This window comes from Paenibacillus sp. FSL H8-0104, from assembly GCF_038050215.1.
Classification (GTDB): domain Bacteria; phylum Bacillota; class Bacilli; order Paenibacillales; family Paenibacillaceae; genus Paenibacillus; species Paenibacillus amylolyticus.
Genome location: NZ_JBBOTC010000001.1, coordinates 1029910 through 1050923, shown reverse-complemented (window position 1 = coordinate 1050923; position 21014 = coordinate 1029910). Strand labels below are relative to the sequence as shown.

The 21014-nt window shown below is 47.3% G+C and carries 14 protein-coding genes; 3 read left to right on the top strand and 11 right to left on the bottom strand.

Features of this window, described 5'->3' with window-relative positions:
• Positions 1-7: 7 nt before the first annotated feature.
• The 3 genes from NST38_RS04745 to nirB form a co-directional block, all read right to left on the bottom strand.
• Positions 8-427, bottom strand: coding sequence for a hypothetical protein (locus NST38_RS04745; RefSeq protein WP_076253480.1), 420 nt, complete (start codon positions 425-427; stop codon positions 8-10).
• A gap of 331 nt (positions 428-758) precedes the next feature.
• Positions 759-2891, bottom strand: coding sequence for an assimilatory nitrate reductase catalytic subunit NasC (nasC, locus tag NST38_RS04740; RefSeq protein WP_076253511.1), 2133 nt, complete (start codon positions 2889-2891; stop codon positions 759-761).
• Between the two features lie 21 nt (positions 2892-2912).
• Entirely contained in the window at positions 2913-5027 is a 2115-nt protein-coding gene (gene nirB, locus NST38_RS04735; RefSeq protein ID WP_076253481.1) for a nitrite reductase large subunit NirB, read from the bottom strand.
• A gap of 428 nt (positions 5028-5455) precedes the next feature.
• Between nirB and NST38_RS04730 the strand changes: the two genes are divergently transcribed.
• Entirely contained in the window at positions 5456-6685 is a 1230-nt protein-coding gene (locus tag NST38_RS04730) for a nitrate/nitrite transporter (protein WP_076253512.1), read from the top strand.
• A 123-nt stretch (positions 6686-6808) separates the two neighbouring features.
• Here NST38_RS04730 and fabF read toward each other — a convergent pair whose 3' ends face one another.
• Entirely contained in the window at positions 6809-8047 is a 1239-nt protein-coding gene (gene fabF / locus NST38_RS04725) for a beta-ketoacyl-ACP synthase II (RefSeq protein ID WP_076253482.1), read from the bottom strand.
• A gap of 138 nt (positions 8048-8185) precedes the next feature.
• Between fabF and NST38_RS04720 the strand changes: the two genes are divergently transcribed.
• Positions 8186-9049: a helix-turn-helix transcriptional regulator gene (locus NST38_RS04720; protein ID WP_036672651.1), complete on the top strand. Its 864-nt coding sequence runs from the start codon at positions 8186-8188 to the stop codon at positions 9047-9049.
• A gap of 134 nt (positions 9050-9183) precedes the next feature.
• Entirely contained in the window at positions 9184-9858 is a 675-nt protein-coding gene (locus NST38_RS04715) for a response regulator transcription factor (RefSeq protein WP_076253483.1), read from the top strand.
• A gap of 21 nt (positions 9859-9879) precedes the next feature.
• Here the strand turns inward: NST38_RS04715 and NST38_RS04710 are convergent, their stop codons facing one another.
• The 7 genes from NST38_RS04710 to NST38_RS04680 form a co-directional block, all read right to left on the bottom strand.
• Positions 9880-13071 (bottom strand): hybrid sensor histidine kinase/response regulator, encoded by a 3192-nt coding sequence (locus NST38_RS04710; RefSeq protein ID WP_341343821.1) that lies wholly within the window; start codon positions 13069-13071, stop codon positions 9880-9882.
• A 229-nt stretch (positions 13072-13300) separates the two neighbouring features.
• Positions 13301-13606: a PAS domain-containing protein gene (locus NST38_RS04705; RefSeq protein ID WP_036672654.1), complete on the bottom strand. Its 306-nt coding sequence runs from the start codon at positions 13604-13606 to the stop codon at positions 13301-13303.
• Between the two features lie 71 nt (positions 13607-13677).
• Complete coding sequence (locus NST38_RS04700; protein ID WP_076253513.1) at positions 13678-15636, bottom strand: methyl-accepting chemotaxis protein; 1959 nt, start codon at positions 15634-15636, stop codon at positions 13678-13680.
• Between the two features lie 463 nt (positions 15637-16099).
• Entirely contained in the window at positions 16100-16957 is an 858-nt protein-coding gene (locus NST38_RS04695; RefSeq protein ID WP_081745836.1) for a MetQ/NlpA family ABC transporter substrate-binding protein, read from the bottom strand.
• A 45-nt stretch (positions 16958-17002) separates the two neighbouring features.
• The gene (locus NST38_RS04690; protein WP_047841707.1) at positions 17003-17674 is read right to left on the bottom strand and encodes a methionine ABC transporter permease; all 672 of its coding nucleotides are present in this window, start codon (positions 17672-17674) and stop codon (positions 17003-17005) included.
• A complete protein-coding gene (locus tag NST38_RS04685; RefSeq protein ID WP_053061448.1) occupies positions 17671-18480 on the bottom strand; it encodes a methionine ABC transporter ATP-binding protein in 810 nt (269 codons plus the stop codon). The genes NST38_RS04690 and NST38_RS04685 overlap by 4 nt, the downstream gene beginning before the upstream one ends.
• A 131-nt stretch (positions 18481-18611) precedes the next feature.
• On the bottom strand, positions 18612-20915 hold the full coding sequence (locus NST38_RS04680; RefSeq protein ID WP_076253485.1) for an outer membrane protein assembly factor BamB family protein: 2304 nt from the start codon (positions 20913-20915) through the stop codon (positions 18612-18614).
• Positions 20916-21014 lie beyond the last annotated feature (99 nt).

Here is a 21014-nt window from a genome sequence, read left to right as displayed (position 1 = left end):
TCGTTCTCTACCACAGACGTCCGGCTAGCATTGTAAAACGAATAAACACCACGTTATCTCCGTCTTTTACAACAAGTGACTCATCCAGTTCCTGCAATTCTTCATCGTTGAGAAACACTTTGTACACCCCATCCTCATATGCGGTTATAGCTGTCTCCATCGCAACTTCCAGATCAGGAACACCCTCATTGTATACTGCGCCAAACCCGACTTTCCCCACCGCTCCTTGCGCGTCAATATCATCCGGCATCAGGTAGGCGAACAATTCTGCCTGTTGTTTCTTTTCCTGAAGCGCTTTTACTTGTACAGCCACCATGTTCTCAATAAGCTGCCTTAACGTATGAGTTGTTTCCGGAAGTTCGGCAGCTTGCTTGGCAAGTACCGGCTTGCGCTTTCCCAGACTTTTTACCGTTATCCATACGTTCACTGCATTCCCTCCCTTATCCTGCTCTATTTGAAGAAGCTTCCATAAGCCCCGATATCTATACCACGATGCGGAATAACCTAAACTCGAAATGATTATCAGTCTCTAAATAAAATATAAAATACGTACATATGTACCCCTAATGAACATCATAACTAAAATTCAATCCATATTCATGAGCCAATCCTCATGTTTACGTGGAACCACGGAACTAGGGCCTACTTGCGTACATATACGCAAAAAAAGCCGCACAGTGTCATATAAATATGGACTGCGCAGCCGCTAAGCTACCATTAGAACAGTTTATGTCGCCGGTAACCTGTAATTTTATGAGTCATCTCGCCAGACGCAACGGTCGAATGGTTACAGCTGCTGTCTTGAAGCCAGGCATCCGACAGAACGGATCTAGCTCTGGTCTGGTGGCCCGATTCACATTCTGAATGCCGCCCCAATGCATCGGCACGAACAAGGTATCCTCCCGAATGGAATCCTTGATGCGCGAACGAACCGTGAAGCTTCCGTACGTCGATTGAATCTCTACCCACTCTCCATCGTGAATACGATAACGGGCAGCGGTAGCCGGGTGAAGTTCAACAAAGTTCTCCAATTCACGAGCTGCCAGTGCCGGACTTCGATGTGTCTGCACCCCTGTAAGATAATGAGGTAGCACACGCCCATTGGTGAGAATTAAGGGGAACTGGGAAGATATATCATTCCAGCCTGGGCTGGATTCAAATGTGAATGCCGCTTTGCCGTCCGGGTGAGCGAATCGTTCACCGAACAGCAGCCCTTCTCCCTGATCCTCCAGGGCAGAACACGGCCAGTATACCCCTTTCTCGTTACGCAAACGCTCATAGGTAATGCCATAGTAATCAGCCACTCCGCCACGACTCGCCACCCGAAGCTCATTAAAGATATCCTCAGCAGTGTCATATTCAAAATAAGAAGCTCTACCCAATTGCGCGGCAATCCGGCATAATATATCCCAATCATCAAGCGTTTCTCCCGGCGCAGGCCGCCCCTGTTCACGGAGCAGAACACGCCCCTCCAGATTGGTCAATGTACCTTCATTCTCCATATAAGATGTAACCGGCAGAACCAGATCAGCCATTCGCGCTGTCTCGGACAGAAACATGTCTGCCACGATCAGAAAGTCCAGCTTGCGCAGACCTTCTTCCACCAAACGCACATTGGGGTTGGATACGACCGGGTTGGAGCCCATTACAAGCAACGCCCGAATCTCCTGATCATGGGCCTTCTCCATCATCTCGTAGGCGGATACCCCTTTGCCTGGCAAACTTGCAGGGTCCACACCCCAGACGGATGCCACATAGGCACGATCGGCTTCATTTTCAATGGATCGATAACCCGGTAACTGGTCAGCCTTCTGACCATGCTCCCGTCCGCCCTGCCCATTGCCTTGACCTGTGATGGCACCATATCCGCAGCCTTCTCTACCAATTTTGCCAGTTGCCAGCACCAGGTTCAAAAAGTGTCTCACTGCCATATGTCCATCCGTCTGCTGCTCCACACCACGTGCTGTCATGATCATGCCTGTCTCTGCCTCACCGTATGCCATCGCCGCCTGACGAATCAGCGCCAGATCAACCCCGCACGCTTGTGCCGCCTGTTCGAGTTGCAGATCAGCCAACCCTTGTATCAATTGATCGTAACCATGCGTTCGTTTGTCTATAAAATGAGGCTTCACCAATCCGGCATCCATAATCACCTTCAACATGCTGTCCGCCAGCAGAGCATCCATGCCAGGCTTCACCTGTAAATGAAGGTCGGCAATGGCAGCGGTTGCCGTCTTGCGTGGATCAATAACGATAATGAACGCCCCGTTCTCCTTGGCCTGATTGAAGTAGGGCAACAGGGTAGGTTGGCATTCTGCAATATTGGTGCCTGCGAGTACAATACAGCCCGCCTTGGGAATATCAGACAGTCGGAACGTCAACCCACGATCCATCCCGAACACTTTACTTCCAGCTGAAGCCGCAGCTGACATACAGAACCGTCCATTATAGTCGATATATTTTGTCCCCAATGCAACTCTGGCGAACTTACCGAGCAGATAGGCTGTTTCATTGGTCAGAGATCCGCCTCCGTATACTCCGACCGTATCTGCTCCGTATAAATCCCTCAAGTCCTGAAACCGCTCTGCGATGGTCTGAATGGCCTCCTTCCAGGAACAGGGTTCAAGCTCGCCATTACGACGAATGAGCGGATGCATTAATCGTTGACCACTGAGCGCATGTTGATGTGCATTCATACCCTTCACACACAACCTGCCCTGAGAGGCTTCATTCGGGACACCCTGAACCGTATACTCACCACGACGCTGGCCTGGAACAGGTGCAGCCAGTTCTTCAACAGTCATCTTGCACTGCACACTGCAATACGGACACTGGGTTTCCTTTACATACAGCTTGGAGGCTGTTGGTTCTGAACTCACGGATAATCCCATCTTTCCATCCCCGCCTTTCATCTATATATCAGCTTGAAGTGTAGCTGCAAGTTCCTTCTGTAACTGGTCATCCAGCATCGTTTCCCGAATCGACATGAATCCCAATCGTTCCGTCCATGCCCATAACGGCTCATCATACCAAGCGGTTTGGCGATACCATTGAAGACAGGCTGATGCGAGTGTGGCCGCTTGCACCTCTGTTTCAGCCACCCCAATCAAGCCACCTTGTTTGACCGGATGCTCTGCATGACCGCCTGCGTAGATCTCCCATCCAGCTGGTGAAGCCAGCAAGCCAATATCCTGCACCAGTGCGCTCACCAATGATCCCGGCCCTGGTGCAACTCCCATATTCACCGGCGACGGCATTGCAGCGCCGATCCAACTCGCACGAAGCTGTGCAGCCAGCCCCCTGGCATCTCTTGCATAGGATGAAAGCGGGATCTGATCATCCCAGCGCACCTGAACCTCTGAGTGACCTTCGATCTCTCGAACAACCATCGTTCCACCGGATACCTGTAAGTAATAATGAATTACGGGGCGACATACCGCGCAGCCATGTTCCGAACCCCAACCCAGCTTCTGCAAGATCAAAGATATGTCTGGTAGCCCTGTCTCCAGAACATTGATGTCAGCCAGTATTCCCTTTAACTCTGCATGCCCAAGATCCGTACAACTGCAAACAGGCATTGGAGCAGGTTTATCTGGTGTGGCTACCACGCCAGTACCCCCGTTATTTTTCAGGTTATGCGTATGTTTCAACAGAGCAGCCACCATCGGGCGACAGCCACCGCATGAACCTGACGCCTTGGTCTGCTCCTTCACCTGATCTGCCGTCTCGAGACCCTGTTCCTGAATAGCTTTCATAATGGCAGCCTTGGTCACATTGTTGCAGGCACATACGGTCTCCTGAGCCGGTAATGCCGCAGCAGCAATCTCAGCCGGGTCCGGAGCCCCTTCACGCGGAGCCAATTCCGCCACATCTGCGCCTCGTTGCACAAGTCCAAGCAATGCCGTTCCTTCGGTTGTATCTCCAAATAAAATGGCTCCGCGCACTTTGCCAGCCTGCATCAGTACTTTTTTATATGTGCCTTGAATGCCATCCAGATGTTGAATTGCGGTCTGCATGCCTTCCCCACTGATCTCGCCTGCCGAGAAAACATCAACCCCCGATACCTTCAGCTGTGAGTATGGAATTGATCCTTTGTATTCAGGCGTTTCCTGTCCACAGAGTGTACGTGCGAGCACCTTCCCCTGTTCGTATAAGGGGGCCACCAGACCATAACTAATTCCCCGATGTTCAGCACATTCCCCAACTGCGTAAATACCCGGTACACTGGTGCGCATATAGTCATCTACCATAATTGCCCGATTGGTGGCGATTCCACTTCGTCTGGCCAGGTCCACATTTGGCCGAATTCCTACAGCGACAATGACAACCTGAGCTTCAAGCTTGGAACCATCTGTGAAGAGCAGCCCCTGCGCCTGCGATCGTCCGGTGATTTTTTGCGTATTTCTGGCCAAAAGAAAGGACATACCCTGCCCTTCAAGTTCCTCCTGAAGCATCGTGGCAGCCTTCTGATCCAACTGCCGATTCATAATGTAAGGTGCGTTATGGACCACCACAGCTTCCATGCCCAGATGCAGTAACCCGCGCGCAGCCTCTAGCCCAAGCAATCCGCCACCAATGACGGCGGCCTTGCGATAGGTTTTGGAATAATCAGACATGCGCGTACAATCGTCAATCGTTCGGAAGGACATGACCCGCTCTTTATCAATTCCCGGAATCGGTGGGATAAAAGGTGAAGACCCTGTCGCCAGAATCAGGACATCATAGGTTTCTTTTAGTCCGGATTCCGTCTCTATATATTTTCCACGGGTATCAATGCGGTGTACCGTTTCACCTGTACATAGCCGTATATGATGCTCGGCATACCAAGTCCAATCATTGATAATGATATCCTGTAACGAATGCTCACCCTGCAATACTTTTGATAACATGATCCGATTGTAGTTGGGACGGGGTTCATTGCCGTAGATTACAATCTCATACGTATCAGGCTCCAGTGCGATAATCTCTTCGACACACTTCACTCCAGCCATGCCATTCCCGATAATCACCAGTTTGCTTCTACTCATGGGCTGCCCCCCTATCTCTCTCTCACCTGAAAATAAACAGAAAAATCCCTTCTCCATGATTCGGAAAAGGGCACCGTTGCCTCCGGAATCCACACGCCTTTGTGTGGATTCATATTAGATTCAGATTAAGGGAATCTCAATCTAATGTCAACTAAATTAACATTAAAAGTGCGAATAACGATTAAAAAATGAATTATTAAAAATATCATGTAATTTTTATTGACATACACATTTTCTCTTGATTATAATTTGAATCAAAATCACAGTGCTGTGATCAACTCAGATGCGGGAACACAATGACGTGTACCGCCTGTCGGCAACGGGGCCGCAAATCGTTCAGATCTGGACGAATTGCGGCCTTTTTCTGCCTTAACAAGCACATAGACAAATCACGAAGATCTCAATTGGATGAGGAGCGATGATGGATGATGGAGAGCAAAAGTTTTTGGAAAAGCGGGCATAAGCCCACCCTCTTCGGGGCGTTTATGTATTTTGACATCAGTTTTATGATATGGGGGATGCTTGGTCCACTCGCAGTTGTCATAGCGTTGGATTATCCGATGACTCCGCTGGAAAAGGCCAATCTGGTCGCATTGCCTATTCTCGGCGGCTCCATCCTGCGCCTTGTGCTTGGCTTCATGTCTGATTATATTGGTCCGAAACTGACCGCACAGATCGGGATGCTCGTCACCTTAGTTCCTTTATTACTCGGCTGGTTATGGGTTGACTCCTTAAGCCAACTGTACGTGGTGGCACTCTTGCTTGGTGTCGCAGGCGCCTCCTTTGCTGCTGCGCTACCTCTGGCAGGCCAATGGTATGGCAAGGAGCATCAGGGTCTGGCCATGGGTATTGCCGGGGCGGGTAACAGCGGAACCGTACTCGCGACGTTGTTTGCTAATCGCTTGGCTACGCATTTTGGCAGCTGGGAAGTTGTGTTCGGACTTGCTATTATACCGATCGTTATTGTATTCATCCTCTTTTCAATCTTTGCCAAGAATAGCCCTAACCGGCCTGAACCCAAGAAATTGTCCCAATATGGAAGTCTGCTTAAACAAAAAGATGCTTGGGTATTCTGTGCCTTCTATTGTGTGACCTTTGGTGGCTTCGTTGGATTATGTAACTATCTCACCATCTTCTTCAACACCCAGTATGGGCTCTCTCCAGTTCGTGCCGCTGACATTACCACCTTCTGTGTAATCGCAGGCAGTTTCTTCCGGCCTGTAGGGGGTTATCTGGCGGACAAAATTGGTGGAACCCGCATGCTAACATTCCTGTACACAGGGGCTTGTGTCATGTTAATCGGAGTATCCTTCATGCCACCGCTTCCTGTTGTAGTAGTCATGTTGTTCCTCGGTATGATGTGTCTGGGAGCCGGAAATGGCTCCGTGTTCCAACTGGTTCCCCAACGTTTCGGCAATGAGATTGGCCTGATGACAGGTATTGTGGGTGCCGCTGGCGGATTGGGGGGGTATGCACTGCCGCTGATTCTCGGTCAACTGTATAGCAGCTATCAATCCTATACACCAGGTTTTGTCATTCTTAGCCTGATTGCAGCAGCTTCCCTGTTCCTGGTTCTCTTCATGCAATCCCGCTGGCGTGTGAGCTGGTTGAGCCGAGGTAACAAAGGCATGGCGGAATCGACATCCCTTTCTTCCTGAGCAACCACTCGGCCGTTAACCAATGGTACGGTGTATGTGGATGATCCCGAAGTCGAAGTAAGCAAAGAACAGCGCAGCCCGATGGGGCTACGCTGTTTTTTCTGCTTAAAGCTGCTTTTTTGCTTAAGATGAATACTTTTGAAGAACAATAACCGCATTATGACCGCCAAAACCAAAGGAATTAGACATCCCAATCCGCAACTCTGCTTTTCTTGCCTCGTTTGGCACATAATCCAGATCACATTCGGGGTCCCTCTGCTCCTGATTGATGGTTGGAGGAATGATGCCATGCCGCAGACTTTGAATAAGTGAGATCGCCTCCGCACCGCCTGCTGCACCAAGCATATGTCCCGTCATGGACTTATTCGCTGTGACCGGAATATCATAGGCACCTGTCCCGAAAAGTTGTTTAATGGCTCTCGTCTCAGACAGATCACCTGCCTCCGTACTGGTGGCATGGGCGTTAATTACATCAATGTCCTCAGGTCCAATCTGAGCTTCTTTCAGTGATGCTTTCATCGCCAGATATGCACCCCGTCCTTCCGGGTGGGTAGCTACCATATGATACGCATCTGAACTGGCACCATATCCAATCACTTCGGCAAGAATATTCGCCCCTCTTGCTAGAGCATGAGACAGTGATTCCACAACCAGAATTCCAGCACCCTCCGCCATGACAAAACCGTCTCTCCCTGCATCAAATGGACGGCTGGCTGCTTGGAACGCTTCATTTCGTGTAGACAACGCTGTCGCATTACCGAAGCTTGCCAGTGACACTTCCGTTACAGCCGCTTCTGTTCCTCCAGCAATAATGACATCGGCTCCGCCATGACGAATTAACCGGAAAGCCTCTCCAATGGCTGTATTGCCAATGGAACAAGCTGTTACTGGCGACAATGTCGGTCCCCAGCAACCAAACCTCATACTGACCATAGCTGCCGCCATATTGGAGATCATCATAGGTACCAGTGTTGGGCTGACTCTCGCAGGTCCCCGTTCTGACAGGATCTTGCCTTGTTCCATCAATGTCTGGATGCCACCTATGCCTGAACCAATATATACACCTACCCGTTCACGGTCCAGTTCATCCATCACAAGACCCGATTGTGATACAGCCTGATCCGTAGCAGCAACAGCAAATTGAACGAATCGATCCATACGCCTTGCTTCCTTGCGTCCAAAACGCTCTTCACCATCAAAATCACGGACCACTCCTGCGATTCTGGTTTTGTACGAAGCTGTATCAAAATGTACTATAGGTGATACACCTGATCTACCCTCAATCAATCCGTTCCAGAATGTATCTACATCATTTCCCAGAGGAGAGATAACTCCCATACCTGTAATCACGACTCGTTCCATGTCCATCCTCCTTCAGCGCTGTTGTCTACCTTACTCTTACGCTCTGCCACTAATAGTGCACTTTTGAATATCCTATTACAAGTTGTCAATTATAATAGTATAATGACTACCATGATAACGAGGATTGAAGGTGATGGATTGAACTACGATGTCAGGTTACAGGCATTGTCCACTTTTCTGAAAACACAGCGTTCCAAAATTTCCCCCGAATCGGTCGGTTTACCCACTGGAAGTCGGAGAAGAACGCCTGGGCTGAGGAGAGAAGAGGTTTCCCAACTGGCAGGAGTGAGTACAACATGGTATACCTGGCTTGAACAAGGTCGGGATATTCAGGTATCCCATTCCGTGTTGGATAACATTGCTTCGGCACTGAGGCTTACTACAGATGAACGAAAATATCTGTTTTCGCTCGCCATGGAGCATCATACGGAGCTACCCACACTGGAAGAAGAACCGGTTCAACTTCACCCTTCCTTGCAGAAAATTTTGCAAGAACTTCACCACTGTCCTACCGTGATCTCGGATCGGCGTTGTTACATTGTCGGCTGGAATGATGCAGCCCGGCATGTTTTTATTGATTTTGAACAGATTGCCCCCGAACAGCGGAATATGATCAGTCTGTTATTTGATCGAAAGGAGTTTCGCAGGCTCGCGGTGAACTGGGAGGATTTTGTTAGCGGATTTCTGGCAATTTTTCGTGCTTACTATGGCCAGTATGTTGATGATGAATGGTATAATTTATTTTTGGATGACATGATGAACAGACATCCCGATTTTCATACCCTTTGGAAACAAAGCAGCGTCAGTAGTGCCCCGGACGTATTAATCGAGTTCAGGCATTCCAAAGCAGGCAAAATGTTGTTTGATCTGACTTCGTTGCAGGTTCAGGGTAGTTCCGATCTGCGTTGCAGTGTCTACACCCCTGCGCCAGAGAGCGCTACCGAGCGCAAATTGATGCGCCTGATCGAGCGTGAAGCTGATCCACATCTTGGCAAGCATTAAATCGGAGTCTCTCACCTTCTCGGAGTCATGTTAGAGCCTTGACATCCTCATGTTGCATGTTTTAAATATCAGGTATATTAAGTAATCCATGGATCTTAGTCCTTCTACAAGAAGGGGGTTCAGAAAGGAATATCATGACGAAAGTGCTTATCATAGAGGACGACAACATGTTAGGCGATACATTATCCTTGTATTTGCAAGGTGAAGGGTATGATGTTATCCGTGTCGATAACGCAAGAGATGGTCTTCTACAGCTTCAAGCGCGGCCTGATATCCTGCTTCTTGACTTGATGCTCCCTGATTCAGGTAATAAGAATCCTAGTTCTCTCATGCGCCAACATACGGCAATCCCCATCATTGTCATCTCTTCCTTAACCGAGGTTTCTGAGCGTATTCGATCATTAACAGACGGGGCTGATGACTATGTATGTAAGCCTTTCAGCATGCAGGAGCTGAAGGCACGTATTGAGGCCGTATTGCGTCGTTACTCTATATTGAACAGCTCTGTTGTCACTGAACAGGAATCCGGAATATCTCTCGATCTGGCCCGAAGAACTGTTTTGTTGAATAACCAGCGCGTGGAGATGACGTTTTCCGAATTTGAGATCATGAAGCTGTTTATCCTCAATCCTGGCAAAGTCTACAGTCGGTATGCCCTGATCGAAGCCATTCGTGGTATTGATGCGTACATTAATGATCGCACCATCGATGTGCACATTACCAAGCTTCGCAAAAAAATTGAGGACAATCCAAAAAACCCCCAATACATTCAAACCATCTGGGGGGTCGGATATAAGTTCACACCTTAAAACAACACAGCTTCATTCCGATCACCATGGCAGGGACTTGGTAATTTTATCAATTTCCTGTTGTACCTTCTCCAATACCAAACGCAGTTCCTCTTCTTTGAACACCGGACGGAACAAGAGCGATTCCAATTGGAGAACTGCACACATCAGGTCCACTGCATGCAGATTCGCAGCTACGCCTCGAAGAGAATGAACACTACGAATGACATCAGCAATCTGTTGTTGCTGATGTTGAATCGCCAGTTTTTTCTGAAACGAGCCATACTCCATTCTGAATTTCGTGAGCGCATATTGCAGAATATGCGGCTTGCCGTCCATCTGTCTGATCGCCTTATCTGCATCAATTCCATTGATCTCCCTTATGCCTTTTAGATCAATCCATATTTCCAAAATGTCTGCGAGCTGTTGTTCATGTATGGGCTTAGTCAGGATGGCATTCATACCTGCTTCAAGATATAATTCATGGTCCCTTTTTAAACCATTCGCTGTAATCGCAATAATAGGTGTACGATCATATTTCCTCATCTTGCGAATGTGCCTTGCTGCATCAATTCCGTTCATAGCTGGCATATAGAGATCCATCAGAATCAGTTCCCATGTTTGTTCGTCCAATTTCTTCAAAACCTCTGTGCCACTGTCTGCCAGCGTCACCTTGAATCCGTTATGTTCCAGCATGGCCCTAATGGCCAGTTGATTGATTTCATGATCTTCAGCGATCAGAATGTGCCCTTTGGATTTAAGCAAGTAGGATTCATCACCTTCTATCATCCGGTTTTTCTCCAATGGCCCTTCACCCTGAAGTGCAAGTAATACTTCGAACAATCCCAGACGTGTAATCGGTTTGATCATCAAGAGATCGGGGCGAAAGGATCTCTCCTCACTCCACAGGGCATTTTCACTAAAAGCATGGGTATAACCCACCATTTGAAATTTGGTTTGATTCATTCGCTTCATGAAACTATCCCATGACGATCCGTTGACGGTCTCCTCTGCATCCATATCCAACATGATCAACATCGAACTTGTCCCATCTACATGATGGACATACCAATCACTTTCCATCATATGGTTCAAGGAAGTATACAGCGTCGAATTCATCCCGAATGAATAGAGCAGTTGCTTCAGATTTGCGCCCATCCGTTCATCATCTTCAATGATAACCACATCATTCGCACCATATAGGAGAGGGTGTGTCTGCAGGGAGAAACTCTCTTCTTCTTCCGAATCTGCAAGTTCAAATATCAAGTCGAATGAAAACAGACTGTACTCTCCCAAAACACTATCCACCCGCAAGCTTCCTCCCAAAGAGGTGACCAGAAGGTAACAGATGACCAGCCCAAGACCAGAGCCACCATATGTTCGATACGTCGAGGGTTCCGCTTGAGTAAACGGGACAAAGAGCCGTTCCAATTGTTCGGGTGACATTCCGATTCCCGTGTCCTGTACCTCAAAACGGACATGAACTCGCTCCGCCTCCAATGAAAGAACCTCTGCCTGCAACGTTACATATCCATGCTCCGTAAATTTAATCGCATTACTGAGCAGATTCAATAACACCTGTTCAAGTCGGAACGGATCACCAATCACCGTTAATGGCAGATCGGGATCGGTTGTAAAAATCACTTCGATATCTTTGTGCCCGATGGCCACACCGATCTGATCTGCCACACGTTTGATCACATCCTCTGGTGAAAAAGAGACCTTCTCCAACATCAGCTTGCCTGCCTCAATTTTCGAAAAATCAAGAATATCATTTACGAGGGCAAGCAAGGTTTGGGAGGACGCATTGATTTTACTCAAATAATCCTTTTGTTGTGGAGATAGATCTGTCCGTTGAAGCAACAACGAAAAGTTGATAATACCGCTCAGTGGGGTACGAATCTCGTGGCTCATGAATGCGAGAAACTCACTCTTTGCCTGGCTTGCTTTGTCAGCCTTAACACGTCTATAGTGATCCGAAATGTCATGAATGACTGCCTTAATTTTCTCACTCGAGTTTAATACTTTAACAGGGGATAGGTGAACCCTAACATGCTGCTCATGACCTTCTCCAACAATAAAACTCAGTTCCGTATCCTGTGCTATATTGTGATGTAAGGCTTTTTGGAAAACGAACAACCAGTTCTCCAGCTGCTCAATGAACAACAATTCTTCAAGCTGACGCCCAATCACTTCCTGCCTGCCGAGACCGAGAACATCCAGAAATTTCTGATTCACTGACACAATACATCTGTTGTTATCCAAACCGACAAACCAGTCTGCCGACACTCGCTCAAGTGTTCGATATCGCTCTTCACTTTCTTGAATCCTTCGTTTAACCGCTCTGTGCTCCGTAATATCAAGTCCATATCCCACGACATATTTCACCACACCCTCTTCTCGCAGAGGGCGAACGTTCACCAGCGAATAGTAACCTCCATGCTCAATCTCGTAAAAAAAAGATTCCCCTTCCCATGCCCGGTTAAACTGCTTTCGCAGAAATTCTACCTTTTCCTGAGGTAAAATATCCAATGTGCCCAGTTTGTAATCTTGCTTCAGACTACTCATATCCAAGCCCAGTCGGGAGAGCATCTCTCCCTCAAGCACAAGATACTCGAATTTTCCGTTGTGTTTTCGGATTTTAAAAGTAAAACCCGGCTGCATACGAAGCATCTCTAGCATTTCCTGATCCCTCTGAATGACCAATCTCCTATATCGATGATTTTGGTTCAGATAATACAGGAATAATATAACGGAGAGCAGGCAGATACATTGAAAAAAGAGAATCTGCCCCATCATTAGCAGAGAAGGGGAATTGGTCTTTAGTGCAGAAAACTCATACACAGTAATCAACAGCAATGCTCCGGACAACCACTTCTGTATAAATCCCCTGATATACTTAAAGATCAGACATATGGCTACAACAAATAATAACTCTGTCAACGCATACTGCCAGTTCTCCAACAAGGGATTACGCCCCATATTAATCCGAAACATCCACATGAATGCAAAAGTAACGAAAGCAGAGCCACTCCCACCAAAATAAGCAGCAAGCAGATACACAATGGCCCGGAAATTCAACAATGTACCATCCTCAAGCACAATAGAGAAATAATAGAGCGCCGTGCCCAACATGCTCAGCGTAATACCAATAATGATCCGAGTCGTGATGGATGTTGAACGGGTAGCATTTGTATGGTTCAGATAGTGATGAATTAGGAAAACAAAGATCAAAATTAGCGTGAAATTTAATACAAGATCGCGTAGCAAATGGTCACCGTCCACATTACGACTTCAGGATTTCATGCATTCAATGAATGTTGTCAGATTCATGGTCGCAGTTCCTCAGTACACAAATCATAGTATGCCGTGCTCCCTTATTCAATTGACGATATTGACCATTTTTTTGAAAATAATTACTACTTTCAGCTAACATCCCCTTATCACCAAACAACGTTTTTTTTCATGAAAATTCATCATTAAATATGCTGATATAAAAAAGAGAATCATCCAAATGAACCGATGTAATCGTAACTTGGGCTTCCCACACTTCCTGATCAGCCTTCATCAGTTTGGCTACGCCGGACCAGGTCTGATTTCCTCTCCAGTGGGTATCCATTAACAATCGGGCAGGCTGACCTATGGTGCTCTCCCGTGAGAATCCTGTTTTGGTTACATAAACGGAATTCACATCCAGAATCACACCCTCCTCATCTGTAATCATGACCGCATCCGTTAGCAGTAAGAAGGCTTTGAGTTCCAGTTGCATGGTTGTCCACTCCCTCTAATGAAACATGATGTGATGCTGTCCCTGTATGATACTCTCTTCTACGATCCCGTTTAATACTTAAACTGTCTAATCAGACGCTGCAGCTCTTCAGCCAGGGTAGACAAGCCACGAGCCGAGGAAGAAATCTGCTCCATCGCTGCCAGTTGCTCCTCTGAGGAAGCGGCCACTTCTTCGGAAGTTGCGGCGTTGCCTGACGCAATGCCTGCCAACTCATTGGATACAGCAGATACTTCCTGCACACCTGCTGTGATCTCTTGCGATGTGGCAGCAATCTCTTCAATCTGAGGTGTCGTTTCCCGCATGCTATCCAGAATACGTTCAAACTTCCGAATCGCTTCTGTAGAGATGTCCATGCCCTCTCCAACCTCTGAAGTCACCTTCTCCATCATGCGAACGGAAGCAGCCATATCTTCCTGTACCGCCGTAGTCAGCACGGTGATTTCATTGACGGACTGCCCGGATTGCTCTGCCAACTTGCGAACCTCTGCTGCTACAACGGCGAATCCATTGCCATGTGTACCTGCACGAGCAGCTTCAATGGATGCGTTCAGCGCGAGCAGGTTTGTCTGTTTGGCTATATTTCCGATTAACTCCGTGATCGCTGAAATTTGGTGTGATCGTTCATATAACGCCTGAATCAATTGGTTTGTCTGTTCTACTGTCTCTTGAATCGATTGCATCTGACTCACCGTCTGCTTGACGGTGTTGCCGCCTTCTTCTGCTTGTACGGTTGTATGTTTCGCCAAATCAGCGACATGTATGGAACGTTCGGCGATTCTTGTAATACCAATCGTAATTTCATTCATGGCCTGATGGTTATGTTCAATACCTTCGGTCTGTTTCTCCGCACCACTCGCAATTTCTTGAATGGCTCGCGCTACCTGCTCACTGGCTGCACTGGTTGATTCCGCACTCTGAGTCATTTCATCCGATGAGATGACTACCTGACTGGCGCTGTTCTCCACATTTTGAATCAACACACGCAGATTGTGCTGCATTTTGCCAAAAGCCTCACTCAGTTCACCTATTTCATCATGGCTTGTACTTATTATGGTCTGGGTTAGATCCCCTTCGCTCACCTGAATCGCCTGATCCTTCAACTGACGGATCGGTTTAACAATCGATCGCATCACCAGCCAGATGATCAAAATTCCGATGACAAGAAAAGAAACGATGACCATAATCGTTCGATTCAGAATAGGTGCAGCGGCATCCTCAACTTCAGAGGAGAACATGGTGCCAGCGACCTTCCATCCCGTGGATGCATTCGTGGCGTAATACATGACCTTATCAACCTGATCAAAGGTATAGTTGAAATTACCGGATTCATTCGTATACACTTGTGTCCAAAAATCTTCTGTTGCATCTGTTCCAGGTTGCATCGTCGGATGATAGATATACTTTTCGCTGGCATCCAGCAGAATCAGATGTCCCTTTTCTCCAACTTTAATTCCGCTAACTAATTGACTAATGTCCGCCAGATTGAGATCCAGTTGGACCACACCAGATTGGTCTTCCAGTGCCTTCGCAATCGTAATGGTAATCTCTTTTGTCTCGGCAGAAATATAAGGGTCTGTAACAATGACCTGCTGTGGAGTACCCATCGCTTCTGTGTACCATGGTCTTGTTCGCGGATCGTAATCTTCAGGCATCTCCGCATCAGAGGACATCAGATACACACCTGCCTCTGTGCCTACACCTATGGTGATGATATCTTTGTTCTGTGCGGCATACCCCTTCAATTCGTTCACAACCCGAACCTCGGCATCTTCTTGACGCAATTGCTCCGCGAGTGTACTCGCATAATATTCAATGTGGTTCCGCTTGGCATTGACTGAAAGATCTATCGTTGCACTGGCAAGGTTCACATTTTCCATCGCACTATGTAAAATTTGCTTCTCCACTTCATCTTTTGCACTGTTATACGATAAAACTCCAATACTTAACGAAGGTATGGCCAGGAAAGCAATAAAGGACACCACCAGCTTGGTCTTAAAGTTCTTATGCATCTTGTTGAACCAGGTCGATTTGCTATTTTTTCGGGACAAATTTCTCTACCTCTTCCAGATAAATTTTAGTTTTACTTGATCTACTTATAAGTTGAACTAGTGATTATTTACACTTGCCACTCCGATGACAGAACAACCGCCAATTGCTGAATGATTCATACAACTTATATAGCTCTTGTATAGCTCTCATAGATTGTAAACCATCTTTTCAAAAAACTAGGTCTCACTTCTTGTGAAAAACACTCTTTACACTACAAAACTCGAACAAATCTCTTAATTTATAATCCAAAAGAACTATTTTCAAACAAATTATACGAAAAAACTATTAAATAAAGTGTTCCGGGGATATGACCAAATTGTTAACTTTCTAAATACTTGTTAATAAGCGAGCGGACGACAAAAAAAAAGATCCAAGCGTTATCGCTCAGATCTAAAGGTTATTTACATTGGACCAACGTATTCTCTATTTAAATGCCGGGATCGCAATATCTGCATATTTCTCTTCGAAGAAGGCTTTGACCTCTGGACCCGCCATGCGTTTAGCCAGCTTCTGGATCGCTTCGGAGTCCTTGTTATCCTCACGGGCAACCATGGTAATTGCAAAATGGGAATCATCCTTCTCGGTTAACAGTGCATCCTTCTTCGGTGTAAGACCGAGCGGACTGGCATATGCCGGTGTCATGGCTACCAGATCAGCATCATCCATCATCCGAGCCAGCATCAACAAGTCCACTTCCTCAAACTTGAAGTTCTTTGTATTCTCGGTGATGTCTGCCTGTGTGGCGTTAAAACCTACGCCCTCTTTCAGCTTAATCAACCCGTTCTGCTCCAGCATCACAAGAGAGCGACCAATGTTGGAAGGATCGTTTGCAATTGCAATCGTTGCACCTTCGGGCAATTCCTCAATCGTTTTGTACTTTTTGGAGTAGCCGCCATAGATGGCATTATAGATAGGCTGTACAGCCACCAGATTGGCATTGTTCGCTTCATTATACTGGGTCATGTAAGGCACGTGTTGGAAGAAGTTTGCATCCACTTCCTTATTCGCGAGTGCCGTATTTGGTTGAACGTTATCTGACAGCACAACAACTTCCAGGTTGACGCCATCTTCCTTCAAAAGCGGTTTAACAATATCCAGTACGTCTGTCATCGGTGGAATCAACGTGGCTACTTTTAGCGTAACTTCTTGTGCAGCTTGTGTATCTTCTTTTGTTCCTTCAGCCGCAGGTGTTTCTTCTTTTTTGCCACAAGCAGCGACAACCAGCATTACTGCAAGCAACATAAGCATCATTTTCACTTTCATTTCATGTCTACCCCTCATCGTATAATCTGTATTGGTTTTCGTAATAATGCACGATCCAACCGTTCAGGATCTGCGATCCAGCCAGTGGGACAGTCTGCTACCTGTGAATTGGATCATCTGTACCAGGATAATCATAATGATGATCGTAAATACCATAATCTCCGTTTCGAAGCGCTGATAACCGTAGCGAATGGCAAAATCACCAACCCCGCCGCCACCTACAATACCCATCACCGTCGAGTACGAGATGAAGCTAATCGTAGCTGTCGTGAGTCCCAGTACAAGACCAGATCGTGCCTCCACGTACAAAAACTTCACCACAAGTTGCATCGTCGATGCCCCCATGGAAGCAGCAGCTTCAACCACTCCCCTCGGTACATCCAGCAACGCTTGTTCCACCAGTCTGGCGTAGTAGGCAATTGCAATGACCGAGAGTGGCACGGTTGCCGCCAACGTACCTATGGACGTTCCCACAACAATCCGTGTGAATGGAATCATGAATACAACCAGCAGTAAGAACGGAAACGAACGAACGATGTTAACGACACTGCCGAGTACAAAGGACAGCGTTTGATTCTGATACCGTTGTCCTCTCCGGAATAAGTACAGCAGTGTACCCAGAGGTAACCCGATCAGAACAGCTGCCGCAATGGAGATGCCCACCATAACAAAAGTCTCTCCGATCGCCTGCCATATCTCATGCTGATATTTCAGCACAGACTCAGGTAACCTCATGACTTGTCCTCCTGTTCTGCCTGACGGAACAGAGACGAACCTGTCATCCCGTATTCGTCACCCGCAAGCAAGGAGGTCAACAGATCAGGCTGCGGAGCAGGGATACTGCTCACTTCCGCTTTAGACAACGTACGAACGAGTCGCCCATCCTTCATGACGGATATCCTGTGACATAGTCTGCGAGCCACTTCCATCTCATGCGTTACTACAACAATGGTCACGCCCAGCGTTTCATTGATATGACGCAGCACATCCAGGATACCGTTCGTGGTCTGTGGATCAAGCGAAGAGGTCGGTTCATCACAGAGCAGCACATCCGGACGACTGGCCAGCGCTCGTGCAATCGCCACACGTTGCTTCTGTCCTCCGCTAAGCTGAGCAGGATATTGACCCGCCTTGTCTTCCAGTCCAACAAACCGCAGCACCTCAAGTCCACGTTCAACTCGCTGCGCACGGGGCATACCCGCAAGCTCCAATGGCATGCAGACATTGCCACTCACCGTTCGGTTACTGACAAGATTGAAGTGTTGAAAGATCATGCCAATGGATCTTCGTGCCTGACGCAGACTCTGTTCATTCATCTGGGTCAAGTGCTGCCCATTCACAACAACTTCACCATCATCCGGCTTTTCCAATCCGTTGAGCATCCGCAGAAGCGTGGATTTGCCTGCACCACTTGATCCGATGATGCCATGTATTTCTCCTTGTCCCACTTCGAGGGACACCGAGCTTAATGCTTCGAATCCCTGATCTGCACGGGAACCGCGCTCGTTATAACGTTTGCTTACACCATATAATGAGATCATGGAGAGTCCTCCCGTGAATGATCATGCATGGTTCTTCAAGAACACATGAAGAAAGCCCGCACAGCCGATAACCGGAGCGCGAGCAAGCCTGTTCATTTATAATAAATCAACATCCCTTACGAGACAAGCTTTTAAGGTGAGATTGCCTCCTGCAGGCGGCTGGCTTCATATACACGAAAACGTCCGTTGGACGAACCCACATACACTTCATTACCGATCCGGTTAATCATTCCATTCTTCGCATCCCGGTCCCGGTGCTCCGGGTTTCCCATCACAACGTCATGTACACGACCTAACAGTGCTCCATTCTTTTTGTTCATTACGAGCAGATTCTCGTCCATGGGCAACAGCAACTGATCATCAATGACCAGATAACTTCCCTGATTCGTCGGATGCCTTAGTGTTGCAATCGTATCTTTGGCATTCCAACGCGTCTCCCCCGTTTTATAATCCACAGCCGCCGGGTAGCCGTTCTTAATCACATACAACTGATCCTCTTCCACCAGTCCTCGTTCAATCTTGCCCTTGTGCGTCCAGCGTGTTATGCCTGTCTTGGCATCATACAGGGTGGTTGTAAAATCTTCATATTCTCCGTAATGATTGCCATTCTTGTTCTCACGGATCAACAACATGCCATCATTCAGCTCCTCAAATCTCTGTCCTACCCGAGCAGGGAATTGGGCAAGCTTTTTCCCCGTGTTCAGATCAAGCAGAAGCCACTGATTATCTAGTGATAGCCATCTTTCAGCATTCGTGGTTGCAAAGGGATCAAGACGTTCAATTCCACCAGTATATGGATCATTCCAAAATTGTTCTATGGTGGATCGTTTGCCCTTTAAGCTCCATACGGTTCGCCCTGATTGCGGATCGGCTGCAACCAGCTTATTCTTTTCCCAATACAACACATAGGGGTCATCTGCACTCTTGTTCAATAATTCATAACCTGTAGCCAGTTTTCGCGTCCACAATGTTTTTCCGTTTGCACTGTCCAGAACCGTTAACCAACTGTTGCTTGAGCTCTCAACAACCGGGTTATCCACAACCACAACGTTCTTAGCAGCGGTGATGCCATTTAGTCTAAAATTTTGCTTAGGAGTGTACGTCCACATGACCTTTCCGTTCTTCAAGTTCAGATGACGAATACGATCCACGTATTTTTTCTTATCAGGGTCATAATCGGTGTAGATTGTAACGTATTTGCGCTCTGCATCCACCTCTGCCTGCTGTCTTCCAAAACCCCCGTTAATCCCCCATAATTGCTGGCCGGAATGTCGGTCAAGGGCATATATGGAACCTTCGTAGTAACCTCCGCTAAATCCACCGTCATCGCCTTTCATCAGGAGCACGTCATCCGTGGCTGCTTGTAAAAAAGTGTAGTTAATATCCCCCTGGTTGGTCCATACCGGTTTCCAAGGGATTGTCGTTGGCAGTGTTGTGCCATACATTTTTGTCGTGAACCCATATTCATCGGCCCGACTGATGTTCCAATCAGAAACCACAACATTTCGTTCATCCTGTGGTAGATTCCAGCGTGTCCTGACCACCTTGCCATTCTTGTTGAATGTGACCAGAAATTGTGCATCTTCCCGCTCATATCTCCAGGTCTGCCCAATACTCATTGCATAACCAGTATCATTCAAATTGCTTGAACTCTCTTTCCAATCCGGTTCGCCTAACCACCCAGCCACTTGTTTGGAGGTGATTGCATTGTTCAGCTTCATATCTGTCAGATGGCGTATAACCGAAGTTGGCAGCGATGCCTCCTGAATGAACCAGCCATCAGCCACATTCATCCGCTGTTCTATAGCCTGTGCCTTGATCCAGAAGAGTCCTGGCCGATACGTGAAAGATTCTTTATTCCAGACTCGTGGGGCAATGGAGACCCCATACCAGCCTTTCCACTTTGCAACAATAACAGCCTTATCTGTTAGCGCTTTCTCACTAGACCAAGTTGTAGAACTATCTGGAACCAGATACAACTTGCTGCCTGATTGGAGTGTGAAGCTTTGGGGAGCTGTTTCCGTCATGCTTCTGCTCTCCTTCAGTGCATACCAACTTGGCAGCCAAAAGTCTCCATGATCGGTTGACTTAAGCTGCACCCACTCACCTCGAACTGTGGCCAACGTATACTTTTCGTTTTTTGTTGTATAGTATTCAATCCCCAGCTGGTCAGCAGCCACCCTGCCGTCCCTTCTGTTTTTGAACAGAGGGATGTCATTAATAAGCGTAACGGTGTCTCCTTGTTTGTGAGCTAACTTTGCAGTTAAGACTTGGGAACTTGCCCCCAATGCTTGTGGCGTTGTAGCCGAAGCTTGTCCTTCAAGGGCGACCATTTTGGAATCCAGCAACATCCAGCCCGTCAACAGCACAGCTGATAATCCAGTCATGGTAATCCATTTGTACCCCGTTCTCTGCCAGTCAGGACCCGTCTTCACTCTCGTTCATCCCCATTCATTAGAAGTTATTTCCAATAGAGACGCAGTAAAAAGGAAAAAGTTACCGTTTACCTCAATATATTTCTATCTATCTGCCCG

Bases quoted from the DNA above. Each gene is read 5' to 3' on its own strand.
- NST38_RS04690 (WP_047841707.1), bottom strand. From the start codon at position 17,674: ATGAGGTTACCTGAGTCTGTGCTGAAATATCAGCATGAGATATGGCAG.
- NST38_RS04730 (WP_076253512.1), top strand. From the start codon at position 5,456: ATGGAGAGCAAAAGTTTTTGGAAAAGCGGGCATAAGCCCACCCTCTTC.
- NST38_RS04715 (WP_076253483.1), top strand. From the start codon at position 9,184: ATGACGAAAGTGCTTATCATAGAGGACGACAACATGTTAGGCGATACA.
- NST38_RS04695 (WP_081745836.1), bottom strand. From the start codon at position 16,957: ATGAGGGGTAGACATGAAATGAAAGTGAAAATGATGCTTATGTTGCTT.
- NST38_RS04700 (WP_076253513.1), bottom strand. From the start codon at position 15,636: ATGCATAAGAACTTTAAGACCAAGCTGGTGGTGTCCTTTATTGCTTTC.
- nasC (WP_076253511.1), bottom strand. From the start codon at position 2,891: ATGGGATTATCCGTGAGTTCAGAACCAACAGCCTCCAAGCTGTATGTA.
- fabF (WP_076253482.1), bottom strand. From the start codon at position 8,047: ATGGAACGAGTCGTGATTACAGGTATGGGAGTTATCTCTCCTCTGGGA.
- NST38_RS04685 (WP_053061448.1), bottom strand. From the start codon at position 18,480: ATGATCTCATTATATGGTGTAAGCAAACGTTATAACGAGCGCGGTTCC.
- nirB (WP_076253481.1), bottom strand. From the start codon at position 5,027: ATGAGTAGAAGCAAACTGGTGATTATCGGGAATGGCATGGCTGGAGTG.
- NST38_RS04705 (WP_036672654.1), bottom strand. From the start codon at position 13,606: ATGCAACTGGAACTCAAAGCCTTCTTACTGCTAACGGATGCGGTCATG.